We start from the raw sequence: 17813 nt of genomic DNA, 5'->3' as shown, positions 1-17813 counted from the left end.
CGGTAGACGTCACCGTAATTCCGTTGCCAGCGAGGCGATCATCTCGCGCGTGCGGCGTTTGGAGGCGATCAGCTCGTCCCGGTTGTCACCGATCGGCAGCAGCCGCACGGACAGGTCCGTGACGCCCGCGTCGGCGAAGCGCCGCATCCGGGCCAGGATCTGTTCGGGGTCCCCGGCCGCGCACAGATCCCCGACGTCGCGGGCGTCGCCGCGTTCGAGGAGGCGTTGGTAGTTCGGCGACACCTCGGCCTCGCCCAGGATGCGGTTGGCGCGCTCCTTGGCCTCGTCGATTTGTGCGGGCGCACACAGGCATACCGGGATGCCCGCGACGATGCGCGGCGCGGGCCGCCCGGCATCGGCGGCGGCCTTGGTGATCTTGGGTGCGATGTGGTCGCCGATCGCGCGCTCGTCGGCCATCCACAACACGGTGCCGTCGGCGAGTTCGCCGGCGATCTGCAACATCACCGGCCCCAGAGCGGCGACCAAAACCGGCATCGGGGTGTCGGCCCCGATCGCCAGCGGATTGTGCACCGTGAACGAATCGTTCTCGACGTCGACCGGCCCCGGACCGGCGATGGCGGCGCCCAGCACCTGCAGGTAGTCACGGGTGTAGGCGGCCGGCCTCTCGTACGGCAAGCCGAGCATGTCCCGGATGATCCAGTGGTGCGACGGGCCGACGCCCAGCGCCAACCGCCCACCGGCAACCGCGTGGGTCGAAAGTGCCTGGCGGGCAAGGGCGATCGGATGCTGGGCCTGCAGCGGCACCACCGCGGTGCCCAACTCGATGCGCGAGCTGTGCGCGGCCATCAGCGACACCATGGTCAGGCAGTCGAAGTCGTCGGGAACCTGCGGCATCCACGCCGTGTCCAGGCCCGCGGATTCGGCCCACTCGATATCCGAGGCCAACCTGTCCACCTTGCGGGCCATGTCGCCACGCTCGGCGCCGATCATCACTCCGACGCGCACTGGTCCTCCATGGGTTCGGGGGTGCCGGTCAGCGCGCGGATTTCGCGCACGAGCACGTCTAACGATGTCCCGGTGGGAAACACCGCGGCGGCGCCGGCGGACAACAGCTTGGGGACGTCGGCGTGCGGGATCGTTCCCCCGACCACCACGGCGATGTCCGCGGCGTCGGCGGCCCGCAGCGCCTCGATGGTGCGGGCGGTCAGCGCCAGGTGAGCACCGGACAGGATGCTCAGGCCCACGACCGCGACGTCTTCCTGCACGGCAATCGAGGCGATGTCCTCGATCCGCTGCCGGATGCCGGTGTAGATCACCTCGAAACCCGCATCGCGCAGCGTGCGGGCGACGATTTTGGCGCCGCGGTCGTGTCCGTCCAGGCCGGGTTTGGCTACCAGAATCCGGGCGGCCACTAGAACACCACCGGCTGCTGGAACTCGCCCCACACCGCCTTGAGCGCGGAGACCATCTCGCCGACCGTGCAATACGCGTTGGCGCAGTCGATCAGCTTGTGCATCAAATTCTCGTCCCCCTCGGCGGCGCGGGATAGTTCTGCGAGACTGGATTTCACGGCGCCCGAATCCCTTTCGGACTTGACCTTGGAGAGTCGCTTGAGCTGGAGATCGCGCCCCTCGGCGTCGAGTTCGTAGGTGACGACATCGTGTTCCGGCTCCTCGGTCACGAACCGGTTGACCCCGACGACGGGCCGCGCGCCGGACTCGATGTCCTGGTGGACCTTGAACGCCTCGTCGGCGATAAGGCCCTGCAGATAACCGTCTTCGATGGCATGGACCATGCCGCCGTGCCGCTCGAGGTCGTCCATGATCTCGACGATGCGCGCCTCGGTCTCGTCCGTGAGTGCCTCGACGAAATAGGAGCCGCCGAGCGGGTCCGCGACGCTGGCCACGCCGGTTTCGTGCGCGAGGATCTGCTGGGTGCGCAGCGCCAGCGTCGTGGTTTCCTCGGTCGGCAGGGCGAACGGCTCGTCCCAGGCCGCCGTGAACATCGACTGGACACCGCCCAGCACCGCGGCCATCGCCTCATAGGCCACCCGGACGATGTTGTTGTGGGCTTGCGGCGCGTACAGCGATGCGCCACCACAGACGCAGCCGAAGCGGAACATCGCCGCCTTGGCCGTCGTCGCCCCGTAGCGCTCCCGCACGATGGTCGCCCAACGGCGTCGTCCCGCACGGTATTTGGCGATCTCCTCGAAGAAGTCCCCATGCGTGTAGAAGAAGAACGAGATCTGCGGGGCGAACTGGTCGATGGTCATCCGGCCGCGTTCCACGACGGTGTCGCAGTAGGTTACCCCGTCGGCCAGGGTGAACGCCATCTCTTGCACCGCATTGGCCCCGGCATCGCGAAAGTGCGCGCCCGCCACGGAGATCGCATTGAACCGCGGGACCTCGGCCGCGCAGAATTCGATGGTGTCGGCGATCAGCCGCAGCGACGGCTCCGGGGGCCAGATCCACGTGCCGCGCGAGGCGTACTCCTTGAGGATGTCGTTCTGGATGGTGCCGGTAAGCTTGGCCCGCGGGATCCCCTTTTTCTCGGCGGCGGCGACGTAGAAGGCCAGCAGGATCGCCGCCGTTCCGTTGATCGTCATGCTCGTGCTGAGCTTGTCCAACGGAATGCCGTCGAACAGGATCTCGAAGTCGGCCAGCGTGTCGACCGCCACGCCGACCCGGCCCACCTCCTCGCCGAACTCCGGGTCGTCGGAGTCGTACCCGCACTGCGTGGGCAGGTCGAGCGCCACCGACAAGCCGGTCCCGCCCTGTTCCAGGAGGTAGCGGTACCGGCGGTTGGATTCCTCGGCGGTGCCGAATCCCGAGTACTGCCGGAAGGTCCAGAGCTTTCCGCGGTAGCCGGACGCGAAGTTGCCGCGGGTGAAGGGGAACTCCCCCGGCGGCGGCGGTGTCGCCGTGACATCCCCGGGACCATATGCCGGCGCAAGCGGGATGCCGGACGGTGTCTGAGCAGCGTTATCCATCGATGAATAACGTACTTGCAAAAAAAGAGAATGCCAATACCGCATAGCTGACCAGGTAAAACACGAGCGCGCCGACCCCGACCGGCTAGGCCCGGCAGAGGATTTCGCCGTGTGGGATGGCGATCCAGCCGTCCGGCGCCGCGGCCCAGGCGCGCCACGCCGCGGAGATCTGCTCGAGTTCCGCGGCGGTGGCCCAACCCCGCCGTAGCAGGTCCCGGGCGATCCGCGAGCCCACGATCCGGTCGGCCCACATGCCACCCCACCATTCCCGTGTGGCGGGGGTCGCGTAGCACCACACGCTGCCCGTCGGCGTGACGTCGCTGAAGCCCGCCTGCCGGGCCCAGGACAGCAACCGCCGTCCCGCATCGGGTTCGCCGCGGTTGGCTCGGGCGGCCCGCTCGTAAAGGTCGCGCCACCGGTCCAGCGCCGGCAACTGCGGAAACCAGATGAATCCCGCGTAGTCGGCGTCCCGGGCCGCCACGACCCCGCCGGGCGCGCACACACGTTTCATCTCGCGCAGGGCCGCCACCGGGTCGCCGACGTGTTGCAACACCTGGTGGGCGTGCACGACGTCGAATGTGCCGTCGGCGAAGTCGAGCCGGTGCACGTCGGCGGTCGCGAACGTCACGTTCGACAGGCCCCGGTGCTGAACCTCGGCCCGGGCCGCGCCGAGGACGTCAGCCGACTGATCGACGGCCGTCACGGGTCCGGGGGCGACGCGCGCGGCGAGGTCGGCGGTGATCGTCCCGGGCCCGCATCCGACGTCCAGAACCGACAAACCCGGCTTCAGCCGGGGGAGCAGGTACGCCGCGGAGTCCTCCGCGCTGCGTCGCTGGTGGCTTCGGAGCACCGACTCGTGGTGCCCGTGGGTGTAGGTGGCCCCGCGCTCGTCGTTCATGGCAGCAGCGTACCGGCTGATCCATATTCTGAAACCAGCGTCTCATTATATGAGATCAATCGACGGGAACGTCAAGGATGGGGAGGTCCGTGCCGGCGCCGGGGCCGTCGAAGTGCCACCACTCCCCCAAGTACGCGGACAGCCCGCCGTATTTCATCGCATTCCGCAGCGCCGCCCGGTTCGCCTGAGCGTCGACGCTCACGCCCTGGGTGGCGAAAGCGTGCGCGCGCGGGGAGAAGTCATCGAAGTCGGTGCCCATGTCGGCCAGGCAAAGCCCGTCCGCATGCAGCCCGGACGCACACGGCTGCTGCGCCGTCGTGAACGTCACGTCGACCGAGCGCCCCGACTCGTGGCTGCGCGCATACGGACCGGGCCGCGCGACCCAGGCCGGGTTGGGGACGAGTTCGAACATCTTGACCTGGACGTCGTGGGGTCGGTAGCAGTCCCAGAACACCAGGAGGTGACCCTGCGGGCGCAGCGCCGTCGCGGCCGCCGCGAGCCCCGGGGCCATCGATTGATGAACCAGGCAACGGGCGTCGGAGGGGTAGAGCTGCCTGTGGGTGAAGTTATTGGTTGTCGCGTAGCGCAAGTCGATGATGGCGTCGGAGACCACGGTGCGGACGTCGACGAATCCGGCCGCGCGCGCCGCGTCGCTCACGGGCGGGACGTCGGGTCCGCCGTGCGCGGTCGCGGCGCCGGAGAGCGCGGCGAGACACGCGGCGACCACAGGTGCGAGGACCGGGTGCAACAGACGCATTCCGCCATTGTCGCCGTTGTGCACCCCGACTTGCGTTACCGCCTAGGAGATGTCGCCGTCGGCGTACCGCTGCAGGTTCGGCCCGACCGCCGACACCACCTGGTCCGCGGGCATGGAGGCGATCGGCTCGATTTTCCAGACGTAGCGCAACAGTGCGAAGCCGATCAGCTGGGTGGCGATCAGCCCGCTGCGCCGTAGCCGTTCATCCTCGTCGTCCCCCAGGGTCGAACCGCCGATCAGCCCGCGCTCCACGATCAGCCGCAGTTTCTCTCGGGTCTTGTCTTCGTGAGCGGCCGTCAGCACCACCGCGCGCAGGATCGGACCGACCTCCTCGTCCGTCCAGGTATCCAGCACGGTGCGGATCAACTGCCGGCCCAGGTCGGCCGTGGGCGTCGCCCACGTCTCGGCCACGGCGTCCAGCCACTTCTGCGGCGGCGTCGTGGCGGCGTCGAGCAGCCCCTCCTTGGAGCCGAAGTAGTGATAGATGAGGGCCGGGTCGACGCCCGCGGTCCGGGCGACCGCGCGAATCGCCGTGCCGGCCCAACCATGTTCGGCGAATTGGTCGCGCGCGGCGGCCAGAATGCGCGCCGCCAGGACGCCGCGTTCGTCGCGCGGTCCGGGGGCGATCGGTCGCTTCGGCACGAGCTCACCATACCGGAAGTTTCATCTTGCGTTGAGACTAGTTTCAACATAGCGTGAAACTATGACGACGCTCAACGGCCCACAGACCACCGGCCGGCAATACCGGAACCTCAGTGAGCCGCAATATGCCTCGCGCACCGACATCAACATCGCGGTCAGGATGCGCGACGGCACAACGCTTCTGGCCGATGTACACCGGCCGGACGCCGACGGGCGCTTCCCGGCGCTGCTGGCCGCCTCGCCATATCCGCGGCAGATGCAGGACCTCGGCGCCCCCGCGGGATTCATCGAGGCCGGCCGGACGGACTTCTGGGTGCCTCGCGGGTACGTGCACGTCATCGCCAACCTCCGCGGCACCTGCGGATCCGAGGGCCGCTTCGACTTCTTCGACGCGCAGGAACGCCGGGATGTGCACGACCTGGTCGAGTGGGCCGCCGCGCAGCCATGGTGCGACGGGAACGTCGGCATGATCGGCATCAGCTACTTCGCGATGACCCAGCTCGAGGCGGCCGTCGAGCGGCCACCGCACCTCAAAGCGATCTTTCCGCTGGCCGTGACCAGCGACCTGTACGAGGGCGCCAACCACCACGGGCTGTTGAGTTCGTCTTTCATCACACCATTTCTCGCGATGATGGGCCTGACCTCCGACCGCAGCGACAAGCTATGGCGCAGCAAGCCGGTGGGGTTGGCGCGGCGCGTGCTGAACAGCCCAGCCGTGCACAAGAAATTCGAGACCATGAACGGCGAGGCGGCGGTCACCATGCTGCGTCAACTGCTCAAGCTGCCGCACAATCCCCACCCGTGGGACGAATTGTGGCAGGAGGCGGCGGTCAAACACCCGACGCGTGACGCGTGGTGGGACGAGCGAAACCTGTTGCCACTGCTCAAGGAAGTCGACATCCCGGTGTACCTGGGGTGCGACTGGCAGAACGTGCCGTTACACCTGCCTTCGACGTTTGCCACCTGGAAGGGGCTGTCCGACAACGCCTGTGTACGGATGGGGATGCTTGGCGAGTACGGGCTGACGTGGCCGTGGGAAAGCATGCACACCGAGGCGCTGGCCTGGTACGACCATTGGCTCAAGGGGCGCGACACCGGGATCACCGACGGGCCGCCGATCCGCTACTTCTTGCCGGGCGCCGACGAGTGGCGAACCGCCCACTCCTGGCCACCGTCGCAGGCCCCGCACCGAGAACTGGCACTGCGCGCCGACGGCGTCTTGGATGCCGACGAAGGGCAGCCGGGCGGGCGCGAGTTCATGGTGTTGGGAGCCGGCCTGGGCCGGGTCAAGGCCAGCTCGATCGACCCGCCGTCGATGCTCGCCTGGACCAGCGCGCCGCTGCACCGGGACGTCGACATCGTCGGCGATATCGAGCTGCGCCTCGTCGCCTCCGCGACGGCGATCGATACCGCGTGGATGGCGACGTTTCAGGAGGTGGCGCCCGACGGGGAAACGACCGACGTCACCTCGGGCTGGCTGCGCGCCAGTTTGCGCGAGGTCGACGAGGCGGCCAGCGTGCCCGGCGCGCCGGTGCTGCCCTGCCGCAACCCGCAGGCCGTTCCGCCGGGAGAGGACGTCGAATATCGAATTCCCTTGGTTCCCAACGCCCGGCGGTTCAGCGCCGGCCACCGCATTCGCCTGACGCTCACCAGCGACGACCAGGACCCGTCGACGCCGGCGATCATGAATTTCCGGCATGCCAGCGTCGGCACCTCGAGCCTCAACACGGTGCGCTCGTCGTCGCGATTACTGCTACCCGTCCTCGAATAGTTCTCGGCGCGAACGACTCTCGTCAGCCCGCCGGGGTGAACTCGATGTGCAGCTCCGTGAGCCCGCGCAGCAGGAAGGTGGGCTCGTAGTGATACTGGCGACGGGCGGGCGCCCCGTGCTTGGCCTCGCTGATCACCAGGTCGCGTGTCCGGTCGAGGAGGCGGTTGATGGTGACCTGCCCCTCCACGCGCGCCAGCGGGGCGCCCGCGCAGGTGTGGATGCCGCGACCGAAGGCGATGTGCTCGCGCACGTTCTTGCGGTCGAGCCGGAACTCGTTCGGATTCTCGAATTTTCGCGGATCTCGGTTGGCCGCTCCCAGGCACAGCATGATCACCGTGCCGGCCCGGATACGGACACCGCCCAGCGTGGTGGTCTTGCGCGCCAGCCGAAAGTCGACCTTGGTCGGGCTTTGCATGCGCAGCGCCTCTTCGATGAACGGGCCGATGAGATCGCGGTTGGCGCGCAGGCGCTCCTGTAGTTCGGGTTGGTCACCGAGGACCTGGACCGCCGAGCTGAGCAGCTTGGTCACGGTCTCCTGCCCGGCGGCGAACAAGAACGTCGCCGGGCGGACCACCTCCAACAGGGGCGGGGTCGAACCATCGGGGTAGGTGGCGGTGGCCAGGCCGGTCAGCACGTCCTCGCGAGGCTGCTCTCGCCGCTCGGCGATGTAGCCGCTGAAGAGGTCGTCGAGGTACTGCAACGGGTTGCTGCCGACCGGCTCGTGATCGAGCGCGCCCACCCTGGCGCCCGGCGCATTGCCGGCCCCGAGATTGCGGCGGATCTCGGGGCGATCCTCGTCCGGAACCCCAAGGAGGTCGGCGATCGCCAGCGTGGCGAACGGCTTCCCGTAGTCGCCGAGGAACTCGCAATGACCGTTGGCGATGAACTCGTCGAACTGCCGGTCCGCCAATTGCCAGATGTAGTCCTTGTTTTCCTGCAGCCGGCGCGGCGTCAGCAGCCGCCCCAACAGGGAACGCGCCTTGTCGTGTTCGGGCGGGTCCATCACGACCATGTGCTCGAAGATCGGGAACTCGTGCCGATGCGCTTCGATCTGCTCGCCGATGTCGTCGCCCTCGGGAACAAACGGTAGCGGCGGGAACGGGCCCCCGATGGCGTTGACCGCGGAGAACGAATCGGCATCTTTGAAAGCGGCCAGGACTTCCTGATAGCCGGTGACCGCCACGACGCCGTAGTGCGGCTCGCGGAATACCGGCCCCTGGTCGCGCAAGTAATCCCAATAGGAATAGGGATCCTGCGCGATGTCGGCGTCGGTGAAGTAGTCGACGTCGGCCGGCTCCGTCATGGCTCGAATCCTCTCCCACCCGCTCGGGCGTATGCGCCCCGTTGCAAACTGATCGATCGACCAAATTGCTAGGATGCAGCAATGCCTACCACGCGCCGCGCAGACCGGTCAAGCACCCCGGGCGCGCCGAAGCCGCCGGCGAATCGGCGCAACAGGAGCAGCGACGATGCCGGGGCGCGCGGCAAGCTGATCGAGGCGACCGCCCGCATCATGCGTGAGGAAGGCTATGCGGCGGCCACGTCACGGCGCGTCGCCGCCGAGGCGGGCGTCAGGCAGGCCCTGGTTTATTACTACTTCCCGACCATGGACGACTTGTTCGTGGAGGTGCTGCGCGCCGGCGCGGAGGCGGCCCTGACCCGCATGCGCGCCCTGCTGGGCGACGACGATCCTTTGGCGGCGCTCTGGCAGCTGAACAGCGATCCCGCCTTGACGGTCCTCAACGCCGAGTTCATGGCATTGGCCAACCACCGCAAGGCAATTGGCGCCGAACTCAAGGCGTACGCCGAACGCGTCCGCGACATCGAGACGGCGGCCGTGACGATGGTGCTCCGCGCCAACGGCATCGACCTCGAGCAATACCCGCCGGTAGCGATCTCGATGCTCATCGCGCAGACGGCGCGCAGCCTCTGCAACGAAAGTGCCGTCGGTGTCACCCAGGGACACGAGGAATTGCGGGCGTTCGTCCAACGCCGGCTGAACCTGATGAAGGCGCCTCCGGCGACGCCGGCGTTACGCGACTAGTACGCGCGGTGCCCCCGCCGCGCTGACGCCGGCGCGGGCACCGATCCATCGGACGCGTTGGCCGGACGCGTATTGACACTCGCACGGATCGGTGCCAAGCTTCCTGATCGATCGACCAAATTGACGGTGCAAGCGCGCCGGGCAGTGCCACTACCCGGCGCCTCGGAACAGTGAGGTGCAATCGTGGGCGGACGGGTCGAGGGCAAGGTCGCGTTCATCACCGGTGCGGCGCGCGGGCAGGGGCGCAGCCACGCCGTCCGCCTGGCGCAGGAAGGCGCGGACATCATCGCCGTCGACATCTGCCAACCGATCAGCAGCAGCAGCGAGATTCCGCCGTCGACGCCCGACGACCTCGCCGAGACCGCCGACCTGATCAAGGGCCTCGACAGCCGCGTCGTGACGGCCGAGGTCGACGTGCGCGACTACGACGCTCTCAAGGCGGCGGTGGACGGCGGCGTCGAGCAGCTGGGCCGGTTGGACATCATCTGCGCGAACGCGGGCATCGGCAACGGCGGCCAGACGCTCGACAAGACCAGCGAAGAGGACTGGCGCGACATGATCGACGTGAACCTCTCCGGCGTCTGGAAGACCGTCAAAGCCGGCGTGCCACATCTTATTTCGCAGGGCGGCGGCGGGTCGGTCATCCTCACCAGCTCGGTCGGTGGGCTCAAGGCCTACCCGCACACCGGCCACTACATCGCCGCCAAGCACGGCGTCGTCGGCCTGATGCGCACGTTCGCCGTCGAGCTGGGCCAGCACTTCATCCGGGTCAACTCCGTCCACCCCACCAACGTGAACACGCCGATGTTCATGAACGAGGGAACGATGAAGCTGTTTCGCCCCGACCTGAAGAACCCCGGGCCCGAGGACCTCAAGGTCGCGGCGCAGTTCATGCACGTGCTGCCGGTCGGGTGGGTCGAACCCGTGGACATCAGCAACGCGGTGCTGTTCCTGGCGTCGGACGAATCCCGTTACATCACCGGCCTTCCCGTCACCGTCGACGCGGGGAGCATGCTCAAGTGACCGCGGAGCCGGCTTCGTCGAGGACGCGTTGCTTCTGCTCGGCGATGACCTGGTTGAGATACGAGCCTTTGGGCCACCCGTAGTACGCGGCGAAATGCAACGCCAGCTCGTCCATTTCCTCGAACGAGACGTCACCGCTCTTCAATGCGGCATAGACGTGCGACATGATCGGATATTGGGCGTCCTGGAACCCCACGCACGCCAACGTGATCAGGCGCCGCTCCTTCATTCCCAGCCCGGGCCGCAGCCACATCTCGCCGAAGACGAAGTTGAGAATGCCCGCGCCCGAGTACGGATTGTCCCGCGCCGGCGCGAACGGCAGGCAGTTGATCTCCCGGAACGCGGCCTCCCCGCCGCGCAGGCGTGCGTCCGGGTCGCTCGGGGTGGCCAGTGGCAGCAACGGCGCCGGCGGCGGCACGTTGTCGCCGCGTGCGCGCGCGATCCGTTCCCACTGCGCGTCGACCACCATATTGAACTGCGAGGCTTTCGGCCATCCGGCGTACACCGCGAAATGCAATACCGCTTCCCGCATTTCGGTGATGGTCAGATCGCCGCTGTTGAGGGCGGCGTAGACGTGCTGCTCGAGCGCGGGCGTGGCATCGGCGCCGGCGACACACGCCAGCGTGACGAACCGCCGGTCGCGGCGGCTCAGGCCCGGACGGGTCCATACCTCGGCGAACACAAAATCGATGAGCCCGTCGGCGATTGCCGGGCTGCTATCCGCCGGCGCATCGACGGTCATCACCTCGGCGAACGCGCGCAGCCCGCGCTCGCGCCGCTGATTCTGGCTACTCATCATCTGATGGTCACCCCCGCGTCGACGGTGAACTGCAGACCCGTCACGTGCCGGGCCTCGTCGGACACCAGGAACAGCACCGCGTTGCTCACGTCGACCGCCTCCGTCATCAGAACGGGCAGCGCGTTCATGAAGATGGGACCCAGGTCGGGTCGCTTCTCGGCGATCAGCTGGTGCATCGACGGCGGCGCCATGCCGGTGGGCACTCCCGTCGGATGCACGGTGTTGACCCGGACATTCTGTGCGGCAAGCTCGTTGGCGAGTGCCAGACTCATTCCGACGATGCCGTGCTTGGCCGCCGTGTAGGGGGTGTGCAGCGGGGTGCCCTTGATGCCGGCCGACGAGCTGATGTTGACCAGACTGCCGCCGCCGGCGGCGAGCACATGCGGCAGCGCCGCCGCACACGTGTTCCAGGCGCCGATCAGGTTGACGTCCACCACCAGCCGCCACTGCTCGGGCGTGGTGGTGTCCCAGGTGCCCACCGTCAAGACACCGGCGTTGGCCACCGCGGCGTCTAAACCGCCGAGTTCGGCCGCGCCCTCGTCGACCGCGGCCTTGAGCGCTTGCGCATCCCGCACGTCCACGACCTTGCAGACGGCCGACCGGCCCAGCTCACCGACGAGTTGGGCCGTCTGGCGCAGGTCGTCCTCGGTCGCCAGCGCATACTCCAAGCCTTCGGGGGTGTCGCAGATATCGACCAGCAGGCAGTCCGCTCCCTCTTCGGCCAACCGCACCGCGTGGCTGCGCCCCATCCCGCGGGCCGCGCCGGTGATCAAAACCCGCTTGCCGGCCACCCGGCCCGTCGTCGAAGCGTGCGTCATGGCGGTCACAGTTTGTTGCAGAAGCCGGCGTCCACGGGGAACGTCACCCCGGTGACGTATTTTGCTTCGTCCGAAACCAGGTAGGCGATCGCCGCGCTGATGTCTTCGGGCTCCAGCATCTCCACCGGCATCGGATTCTGCAGGTGCGCACCGCCTTCGGGAAAGCTCTCCAAGAACTCCGTCATCGCCGGATTGACGGCCATCATCGTGCGGACGGCCGTGGGATGGACAGTGTTGACCCGAATGCTGAAGGGCGCCAGGGAATTCGCCAGCACGCGCATCAACCCCACCACGCCGTGTTTGGAGGCGGCATATCCCAGCCCGCCTCCCTGCAGACCACCGAAACCACGCAGCCCGGCCGTCGAGCTGGTGAACACGATGGCGCCGCCGCGCTGACCGGCGAGCAGGTGCGGGATCGCGGCCCACGCCGTGTGGTAGGCGCCGTCCAGGTTGACCCCGATCGCGGCCCTCCACTGCGCAAGCTCCTCCTCGATGCTCAGCTCCCGAAAGGCCACCGGCGCGATCCCCGCGTTGGCGCAGACGATGTCGAGCCGGCCGAAATGCCCCACCCCTGCGTCCAGCGCCGCCTTCACCCGACCGAAGTCGCGCACGTCGGCCACCGTGCCGAGCATCTTGCCGCCCTCGGCCTCCACCAACCCGACCGTCTCATCGAGCTCGTCGCGCCCGGCCATCGCGTAACCGTTCGCCGGGATGTCGGCGCAGATGTCGATGCCGATGATGTCGGCGCCGTCGCGGGCCAGCCGGACGGCGTGGCTGCGGCCCTGCCCGCGCGCGACCCCGGTGATGAACGCCACCTTGCCCTCTAGACCACCCACCGAGCCCTACCTCGCCGCGCCCGCCGGCGCATCGCCTTGCCAAGTAACTGCGTTACTCCGGGACGGACAGTAACATCGTTATCGTGGTCGGTAAAGGTCAACGCGGCGACACATCGTCGGCGGCCCGGGAAGCCGCGCCCGATCCCCTGATCGACATCGTCGTCGACCTGATCGACACGCAGGGTTACGACGCCGTCCAGTTGCGGGAGGTGGCACGACGCGCCCGCATGTCGCTCACCACGATCTACAAGCGCTACCCCACCCGGGACGACCTGATCGTTGCCGCCCTGCGGTGGTGGATGGACACCCACCGTTACGCCGCGGTCGCCGCGCACTCTGCCGACGACGAGTCGCTCTACGACGGGCTGATGTGGATCTTCCGGACCATCTTCGAGCCCTGGGAGAAACACCCGCGCATGCTGCAGGCGTACGTGCGCGCGCAAGCGGGACCCGGCGGCGATGAACTCACCCAGCACGGTTTCGATGTGGTCGTGCCCGCGGCCAGATCGGTCATGCGCGAATGCGACGAACGTTTCGCCGACGACCTGGGCCGGATCCTGTCGGGTGTCGTCTACGGAGCTTTGAGCCAGTTCGCGGCCGCGTCCATCGAGATCACCGACATCGTGCCGACGATCGAGCGGGCCGTGTACTGGCTCACCAGGGCACACGAGGGCGCCTGCCGTCACCAGTAGCACGAAGCGATTATCAAACGTCTTTGTCGCATCACTTCTGGTGCGCGGCAAGTCGGGGGAGACTATGGATCGGTTGAGAGTGCACGGCAGCCAGGCCGGCGGGACCCAACCGTCGACCTCCGCTTTTCAGGTGGGAGGACAACCCGTGGCGCTTACCTTGAGCCAGGCCCGCTCGGTCTACGACCGGATCGGCCGGATGCAAGATTGGCAAGGATTCTATGAGGACGCGACCACCGAACGCCTGGTGGCCGGGCGGCCCTCGCCGGGGGCCAGACAATTTTCGAGTTCGGTTGCGGCACTGGTCGATTCGCTGCGCACTTACTGAACTCGCTGCCTGACAGCGTCAATTACCTCGGCGTGGACATCAGCCCGGTGATGATCAACCTGGCTACCCGTCGACTCGCGGCCTGGGCTGAGCGGGCCAAGGTGGTGCTGGTCGAGGGCACATTGCCGTTGCCGGCTGAGGACGGGTCCGCCGACCGGGTGATCTCCACGTTCGTATTCGACCTCCTCGACGTCGACTACGCCCGCGACGTGCTCGATGATCTGCGACGCATCCTCACCCCCGACGGTCGGCTGTGCCTCGCCAGCCTCGCCCACGGCGATCGGCCGCTCGAACGCGCCGTGTCACAAGTCTGGACCGGCCTCTGGCGCGTTGCACCGCAACTCGTCGGCGGGTGTCGCCCCGTCAGCCTGACCGCGCTGCTGGGCGACGACTGGCAGATCCACCAGCACTCGCGTGTGCACCGCTTCGGCCTCGTCACCGAAGTCGTGATCGCGACGCCCAACTCACGACATCCGTGAGCGCGTGTCACCCGCGGCGAGCGCAACTACGTGTGACGCAGGAGTGGGGGCTCTGCCAGCCGCTCGTTTCGGCCGAAATAGTGCCGTGCAGCTCAAGACTGGTGGCCAGGGGCGGGATCGAACCGCCGACCTTCCGCTTTTCAGGCGGAGTTCTGGCCTACACCAATGTGTTTCAGCCGGTCAGACCAGAAGCGCAACCGGCATTCGGACGTGTTGGATCAGTCGGTCTGGCTCGTTGGCCCCATGTTGGCCCCATGAGATAACCCAATCTGCGTGGCAAGCCGATCGGGTTACTTGGTCGGTAGAAGCGGACTTGGGCGAAGTCTTAGTGCGATGGTTTTCGCTTACCGAACAGAGCGCGGCGGTCCCGGCGGATCTCATAGAGACGCCAACTGAACTATCGACCGCAACTGAAAGGCTGGATGCAGTCCAATTTGCTTGCGTGTGGTCCGATGGGCACCACCGCGCGCATCCCAATCTAGAGCAGTTTCACCGGCGCTGGCTCAAGCACTAGGCCCCACGGCGTGGTGACGTTGAGGAGCGGTTCGGGCGGCGGGTCGGTGAGCGCGATGGGGTCTCCGGCCAAGCTCGCGGTGCCGCGCCCCTCGAAGAGTGCGACGCAAGCGTTGCCGTCCAGGCGGGACGGGAACCGGACGGCGCCGGCGCCTCGGTCAAAAAGGTCCGCGGCGATCGTCTGCGTGATGGCGCGGCGACTGGTGGTGATCTCGCGCAGATCGAGGTGCTGCAGGTCGTGCTCGAGCAGCAGTTCGACGTGGCGATCCTCGATCTCCTGGCGTGTGGGCACGTCGGTGAGATCGATCAAGGGGCCATCGAGCTTCAGGACTGTGGGAACGAGGGCGTGCTGTATGCGCCACTGCGCAGTGACCGGCTTCTCAGTGAAGTCTTGGGCAGCCTCAGGTCCGTAGCGCTCAACATGGCGGCGCAGCGCGCCGAGGTTCGGCCGGAAGTCGGCTAGCACCTCGCGAAGACACGTTTCCGCCAAGTCAGCACAATAGAGCGTGCGGAACCGGCGGTAGACGTCGTCGAAACGGTGACTGAACTGGTACAGCTCCAGCGGAGTGAAGCCGAGCGGGTCAGCGTAATAGCCGACCCGCCACAGGGTTCGCCCCTGCTCGGGCGCCGCGATCACGACTGGAAGCTGGCGACCTGCCGTGCAGCCCGGACAACCATCGCGAACTCCGCGGTGTCGACCGCCGCACCGAGCACCTCGATCGGCGCGCGATCGTCCAAGCGCGTGTTGGTGCCAAACAGCCACGCCCGCGCCGTCTTGTCGTCGTAAGCATCGACGAGCATCCTGACGACCTTGTAGCCCTCACGTAACCGGCGCTCGGTCGCGCCGTGAGGTTCCGGGCCGCCCTTGCGCGCGTAGCGGCCGATTTGCTTGGCGTCAGCCAAGCCCGCCATCGCCGCCGCGACGCGCTGGCCGACGGCCTCTTGCAGATACGCGGCGATCTCGCGGATCGAAAGCGTCGCTGCCTCATCATCAAGCCGCTGCGCCGCAGAGACGGTCAAGACTGGCATATCGCACCTCCACGTTGATCTACCTGAGACGCTACCACATAAACACCTGAGAACACACCCTGAAGCTACACCTGATAGCCACCAGGCCTGGCCTACGGTTCGCGGTTGGAGCCGTTGAATCAGCATGTTCGCGCAAAAATGCCGCCAACGACGCCGCTCACTGGCCACGATTCGACCTCTAAGGTATGAGCTAACCGGTCACCGTCTCCTCCAGTGCGCACGGTCTCATAGCTGCACGTCAGCGAGGTTCAGCCGTTCCCGCTGTGACGCTCCGTCCCTCTTGTTCGCATCGGTTCCACCGTGTTCTGTGGCCAAATCCGTGGCCATTCCAACAGCCATAAGTGGGCCCATGCGCAACCCGCGGCGCGAGCCGTCGCGGGTGACACGATTACAGATAAGCCGCGAACGTCACCACGAGAAGATCGGCGAGCGCGTCCGAGCCACCTAGGCGTAGAGACTCATCCACCGTGCGATGGTCGGCTCCATGCGCTCGGGCACGAGCGAATCCGCGTCCCGTTGATCCCGCCGTACGTTCCTGTCGGGGTCGCTGAGCAACCAGATGGTTCGCGCCGATGTCTCCATCGCCGAACGGCATAGTTGCATTATGGACGACGCGTAGAGGTTCCTCGTCGTCGTCCGTTGATCTACGAGCAACGCGGCCGCGTACAGGTTCTCCGTGGCGCTCATCATCGGAATCAAACACTCCTCGGTGACCGCTGTCCGTTATAACCGGATCTGGGGCATTCTCAATGAAGGCGAGGTCAACGCACTATCTGAACGATATCGTGATAGCATCGCTCTGTGGCGCAGATTCTCATCCGTCAACTTGAGGACGACACCAAGGCCAAATTGCAGCGACTAGCCCGTCAACACGGTCGCAGCACCGAGGAGGAGGTGCGCGAGATCTTACGGAACGCAGTCCGGCACGTCGATAATCCGCCTGGGCGGCTCGGGTCTCGTATCGCGTCACGCTTCAAAGGCGTGGGCCTGACCGAGGACATACCCGAACTGCGGGGACAGCCCGTCCAGCCGGCACAGTTCAACGAATCATGATCGTGCTGGACACCAATGTGCTCTCCGCGTTGATGCGGGACACACCCGATCCGGCCGTCGTGGAATGGCTCGATAATCAGCCCACCGAATCAATCTGGACGACATCGGTAACAGTATTCGAGATACGCACTGGTATTGAACTTTTGACGCCAAGCCGCCGACGCAAGCGGCTCGACGAGATCTTTTCTCAACTCCTCGACGAAGACCTTGATGGTCGTGTGCAATCCTTCGACCTGACGGCTGCGTTTGCCGCTGGGACCATCGCCGCCACCCAACAACGAGGTGGGCGTGCGGTGGAAATTCGTGATGTGCAGATCGCCGGCATCGCCGCGTCCCGGCACGCAACTGTGGCTACCCGCAATACTCGCCACTTCGACGGAACGGGCGTCGACCTGGTCAACCCCTGGGACTGACGTCGTGCCCCAGATTCATTGAGAATGCCCCAGATCCAGTGATAACGGACAACCGCCGCATCCCCCGCCGGCACTAAGGGATACGCCTCCTTAAAAGCGGCGTCGTCGCCGACAAACGGGCTCCCCGGCTCAGGATGGTGCGGGTGCAGTCCCCACTGCCGCAATTCCGCGCACGCTTGGCACGGTTGCCGATGCGGTCCAGCACGCCGTTCGTCGCCAAATTGACCAGTGCTTCTATCATCTGCTGATCCGGCTGCATAACGAGTCTCCTATTACAACACCAAACACGCCCTGGCTGCGCGGTACGTTCACAATGCACCTGTCCAACGACAAGTCCGGGGTGTTCAAGGGCGCGCCGGCCATTGAGTAACAATTGCGACGTTGCATTTCGTAAGGCGGACGCCCGCGTTGGAGTCTGGGACCTAAGGGGACAATCGGCTTCCCACGCAGCGACTTCCACGTCAGGCAGCGGATTATCGAAGGTGTCGGAAACTGAGAGATTCTGTAGCTGGCCGAATTGACGCGGTGTGTTTGTTGAAGCTTGCATATCGGGCGGCGGTGGCTCGTCCCAAGCCTTCGCCATCAACGTCGGATCGTCGAGGTCTCGGCAAGCGTCGGCTGCTCGGCGGAGCTGTTCCGCTGTCATCCGTTCTGCAGGCTTGTGCCGCGGTGCCTTATCGGACATTGGTGACCCTGAAGATCTCTGATCGTAAGCGGATGGGCGTAGGTTGAACTCTATCTTGGTGGTCAATTCGTCACGGTGCCAGTTCT

General features: G+C 66.5%; 21 protein-coding genes. 8 read left to right on the top strand and 13 right to left on the bottom strand.

The annotated features are described in order from the left end of the window. Window positions 1-9: 9 nt before the first annotated feature. The 6 genes from HMPREF0591_RS10520 to HMPREF0591_RS10495 form a co-directional block, all read right to left on the bottom strand. Complete coding sequence (locus HMPREF0591_RS10520; RefSeq protein ID WP_007168512.1) at window positions 10-966, bottom strand: LLM class F420-dependent oxidoreductase; 957 nt, start codon at window positions 964-966, stop codon at window positions 10-12. Further along, window positions 951-1373 (bottom strand): cobalamin-dependent protein, encoded by a 423-nt coding sequence (locus tag HMPREF0591_RS10515; RefSeq protein ID WP_007168511.1) that lies wholly within the window; start codon window positions 1371-1373, stop codon window positions 951-953. The genes HMPREF0591_RS10520 and HMPREF0591_RS10515 overlap by 16 nt, the downstream gene beginning before the upstream one ends. Beyond that, window positions 1373-2950 (bottom strand): methylmalonyl-CoA mutase family protein, encoded by a 1578-nt coding sequence (locus HMPREF0591_RS10510; protein ID WP_007168510.1) that lies wholly within the window; start codon window positions 2948-2950, stop codon window positions 1373-1375. The genes HMPREF0591_RS10515 and HMPREF0591_RS10510 overlap by 1 nt, the downstream gene beginning before the upstream one ends. 85 nt (window positions 2951-3035) lie before the next feature. Beyond that, the gene (locus tag HMPREF0591_RS10505; protein ID WP_007168509.1) at window positions 3036-3848 is read right to left on the bottom strand and encodes a class I SAM-dependent methyltransferase; all 813 of its coding nucleotides are present in this window, start codon (window positions 3846-3848) and stop codon (window positions 3036-3038) included. A 55-nt stretch (window positions 3849-3903) separates the two neighbouring features. Beyond that, window positions 3904-4605: a M15 family metallopeptidase gene (locus HMPREF0591_RS10500; protein WP_040622646.1), complete on the bottom strand. Its 702-nt coding sequence runs from the start codon at window positions 4603-4605 to the stop codon at window positions 3904-3906. A gap of 42 nt (window positions 4606-4647) precedes the next feature. Then, window positions 4648-5247 (bottom strand): TetR/AcrR family transcriptional regulator, encoded by a 600-nt coding sequence (locus tag HMPREF0591_RS10495; RefSeq protein WP_007168507.1) that lies wholly within the window; start codon window positions 5245-5247, stop codon window positions 4648-4650. 61 nt (window positions 5248-5308) lie between these two features. On the opposite strand from HMPREF0591_RS10495, the gene HMPREF0591_RS10490 reads away from it, so the two are divergent. Beyond that, window positions 5309-7018 carry a CocE/NonD family hydrolase gene (locus tag HMPREF0591_RS10490; RefSeq protein ID WP_007168506.1) on the top strand — a complete coding sequence of 570 codons (1710 nt, stop codon included), beginning with the start codon at window positions 5309-5311 and terminating at the stop codon, window positions 7016-7018. 22 nt (window positions 7019-7040) lie between these two features. Here the strand turns inward: HMPREF0591_RS10490 and HMPREF0591_RS10485 are convergent, their stop codons facing one another. Then, entirely contained in the window at window positions 7041-8321 is a 1281-nt protein-coding gene (locus tag HMPREF0591_RS10485; RefSeq protein WP_007168505.1) for a cytochrome P450, read from the bottom strand. A gap of 186 nt (window positions 8322-8507) precedes the next feature. On the opposite strand from HMPREF0591_RS10485, the gene HMPREF0591_RS10480 reads away from it, so the two are divergent. Together HMPREF0591_RS10480 and HMPREF0591_RS10475 are read left to right on the top strand one after the other, a co-directional pair. Then, on the top strand, window positions 8508-9062 hold the full coding sequence (locus HMPREF0591_RS10480; protein WP_050790046.1) for a TetR/AcrR family transcriptional regulator: 555 nt from the start codon (window positions 8508-8510) through the stop codon (window positions 9060-9062). A gap of 183 nt (window positions 9063-9245) precedes the next feature. Beyond that, the gene (locus tag HMPREF0591_RS10475; protein ID WP_007168503.1) at window positions 9246-10085 is read left to right on the top strand and encodes a mycofactocin-coupled SDR family oxidoreductase; all 840 of its coding nucleotides are present in this window, start codon (window positions 9246-9248) and stop codon (window positions 10083-10085) included. Here HMPREF0591_RS10475 and HMPREF0591_RS10470 read toward each other — a convergent pair. From HMPREF0591_RS10470 to HMPREF0591_RS10460, 3 genes are read right to left on the bottom strand one after another with little or no spacing between them, the layout of a single operon-like run. Then, complete coding sequence (locus HMPREF0591_RS10470) at window positions 10078-10884, bottom strand: carboxymuconolactone decarboxylase family protein (protein WP_007168502.1); 807 nt, start codon at window positions 10882-10884, stop codon at window positions 10078-10080. The genes HMPREF0591_RS10475 and HMPREF0591_RS10470 overlap by 8 nt on opposite strands. Further along, complete coding sequence (locus tag HMPREF0591_RS10465) at window positions 10881-11702, bottom strand: mycofactocin-coupled SDR family oxidoreductase (protein ID WP_040622640.1); 822 nt, start codon at window positions 11700-11702, stop codon at window positions 10881-10883. The genes HMPREF0591_RS10470 and HMPREF0591_RS10465 overlap by 4 nt, the downstream gene beginning before the upstream one ends. 5 nt (window positions 11703-11707) lie before the next feature. Next, window positions 11708-12538, bottom strand: a complete 831-nt coding sequence (locus tag HMPREF0591_RS10460) for a mycofactocin-coupled SDR family oxidoreductase (RefSeq protein ID WP_007168500.1) — start codon at window positions 12536-12538, stop codon at window positions 11708-11710. Between the two features lie 83 nt (window positions 12539-12621). Between HMPREF0591_RS10460 and HMPREF0591_RS10455 the strand changes: the two genes are divergently transcribed. From HMPREF0591_RS10455 to HMPREF0591_RS10450, 3 genes are all read left to right on the top strand, one after another. Continuing rightward, on the top strand, window positions 12622-13230 hold the full coding sequence (locus tag HMPREF0591_RS10455; RefSeq protein ID WP_007168499.1) for a TetR/AcrR family transcriptional regulator: 609 nt from the start codon (window positions 12622-12624) through the stop codon (window positions 13228-13230). Between the two features lie 145 nt (window positions 13231-13375). Beyond that, window positions 13376-13555 (top strand): hypothetical protein, encoded by a 180-nt coding sequence (locus HMPREF0591_RS33840; protein WP_244268870.1) that lies wholly within the window; start codon window positions 13376-13378, stop codon window positions 13553-13555. Next, window positions 13507-14034: a class I SAM-dependent methyltransferase gene (locus tag HMPREF0591_RS10450; protein ID WP_341859823.1), complete on the top strand. Its 528-nt coding sequence runs from the start codon at window positions 13507-13509 to the stop codon at window positions 14032-14034. The genes HMPREF0591_RS33840 and HMPREF0591_RS10450 overlap by 49 nt, the downstream gene beginning before the upstream one ends. A 478-nt stretch (window positions 14035-14512) precedes the next feature. On the opposite strand, the gene HMPREF0591_RS10440 is transcribed toward HMPREF0591_RS10450, so the two are convergent. Both HMPREF0591_RS10440 and HMPREF0591_RS10435 read right to left on the bottom strand, forming a co-directional pair. Then, entirely contained in the window at window positions 14513-15184 is a 672-nt protein-coding gene (locus HMPREF0591_RS10440; RefSeq protein WP_007168496.1) for an RES family NAD+ phosphorylase, read from the bottom strand. Next, window positions 15181-15576, bottom strand: coding sequence for a hypothetical protein (locus HMPREF0591_RS10435; RefSeq protein ID WP_007168495.1), 396 nt, complete (start codon window positions 15574-15576; stop codon window positions 15181-15183). Before HMPREF0591_RS10435 ends, HMPREF0591_RS10440 begins: the two co-directional genes overlap by 4 nt. 801 nt (window positions 15577-16377) lie before the next feature. Between HMPREF0591_RS10435 and HMPREF0591_RS10425 the strand changes: the two genes are divergently transcribed. Both HMPREF0591_RS10425 and HMPREF0591_RS10420 read left to right on the top strand, forming a co-directional pair. After that, complete coding sequence (locus HMPREF0591_RS10425; protein ID WP_007168493.1) at window positions 16378-16629, top strand: FitA-like ribbon-helix-helix domain-containing protein; 252 nt, start codon at window positions 16378-16380, stop codon at window positions 16627-16629. Continuing rightward, window positions 16626-17042, top strand: coding sequence for a type II toxin-antitoxin system VapC family toxin (locus HMPREF0591_RS10420; protein WP_007168492.1), 417 nt, complete (start codon window positions 16626-16628; stop codon window positions 17040-17042). Before HMPREF0591_RS10425 ends, HMPREF0591_RS10420 begins: the two co-directional genes overlap by 4 nt. Window positions 17043-17115: 73 nt before the next feature. Here the strand turns inward: HMPREF0591_RS10420 and HMPREF0591_RS32280 are convergent, their stop codons facing one another. Then, the gene (locus tag HMPREF0591_RS32280; RefSeq protein WP_132160383.1) at window positions 17116-17301 is read right to left on the bottom strand and encodes a hypothetical protein; all 186 of its coding nucleotides are present in this window, start codon (window positions 17299-17301) and stop codon (window positions 17116-17118) included. Window positions 17302-17813: the final 512 nt, after the last annotated feature.

The organism is Mycobacterium parascrofulaceum ATCC BAA-614 (genome assembly GCF_000164135.1).
Taxonomy (GTDB): domain Bacteria; phylum Actinomycetota; class Actinomycetes; order Mycobacteriales; family Mycobacteriaceae; genus Mycobacterium; species Mycobacterium parascrofulaceum.
Note: the sequence above shows the minus strand (reverse complement) of the source record. Positions and strands in the feature narration are given on the sequence as shown.

Excerpts from the sequence above, each read along its gene's own strand:
- HMPREF0591_RS10510 (WP_007168510.1), bottom strand. The coding sequence starts at position 2,950 with ATGGATAACGCTGCTCAGACACCGTCCGGCATCCCGCTTGCGCCGGCA.
- HMPREF0591_RS10505 (WP_007168509.1), bottom strand. The coding sequence starts at position 3,848 with ATGAACGACGAGCGCGGGGCCACCTACACCCACGGGCACCACGAGTCG.
- HMPREF0591_RS10500 (WP_040622646.1), bottom strand. The coding sequence starts at position 4,605 with ATGCGTCTGTTGCACCCGGTCCTCGCACCTGTGGTCGCCGCGTGTCTC.
- HMPREF0591_RS10490 (WP_007168506.1), top strand. The coding sequence starts at position 5,309 with ATGACGACGCTCAACGGCCCACAGACCACCGGCCGGCAATACCGGAAC.
- HMPREF0591_RS10485 (WP_007168505.1), bottom strand. The coding sequence starts at position 8,321 with ATGACGGAGCCGGCCGACGTCGACTACTTCACCGACGCCGACATCGCG.
- HMPREF0591_RS10470 (WP_007168502.1), bottom strand. The coding sequence starts at position 10,884 with ATGATGAGTAGCCAGAATCAGCGGCGCGAGCGCGGGCTGCGCGCGTTC.
- HMPREF0591_RS10465 (WP_040622640.1), bottom strand. The coding sequence starts at position 11,702 with ATGACGCACGCTTCGACGACGGGCCGGGTGGCCGGCAAGCGGGTTTTG.
- HMPREF0591_RS10435 (WP_007168495.1), bottom strand. The coding sequence starts at position 15,576 with ATGCCAGTCTTGACCGTCTCTGCGGCGCAGCGGCTTGATGATGAGGCA.
- HMPREF0591_RS10420 (WP_007168492.1), top strand. The coding sequence starts at position 16,626 with ATGATCGTGCTGGACACCAATGTGCTCTCCGCGTTGATGCGGGACACA.
- HMPREF0591_RS32280 (WP_132160383.1), bottom strand. The coding sequence starts at position 17,301 with ATGCAGCCGGATCAGCAGATGATAGAAGCACTGGTCAATTTGGCGACG.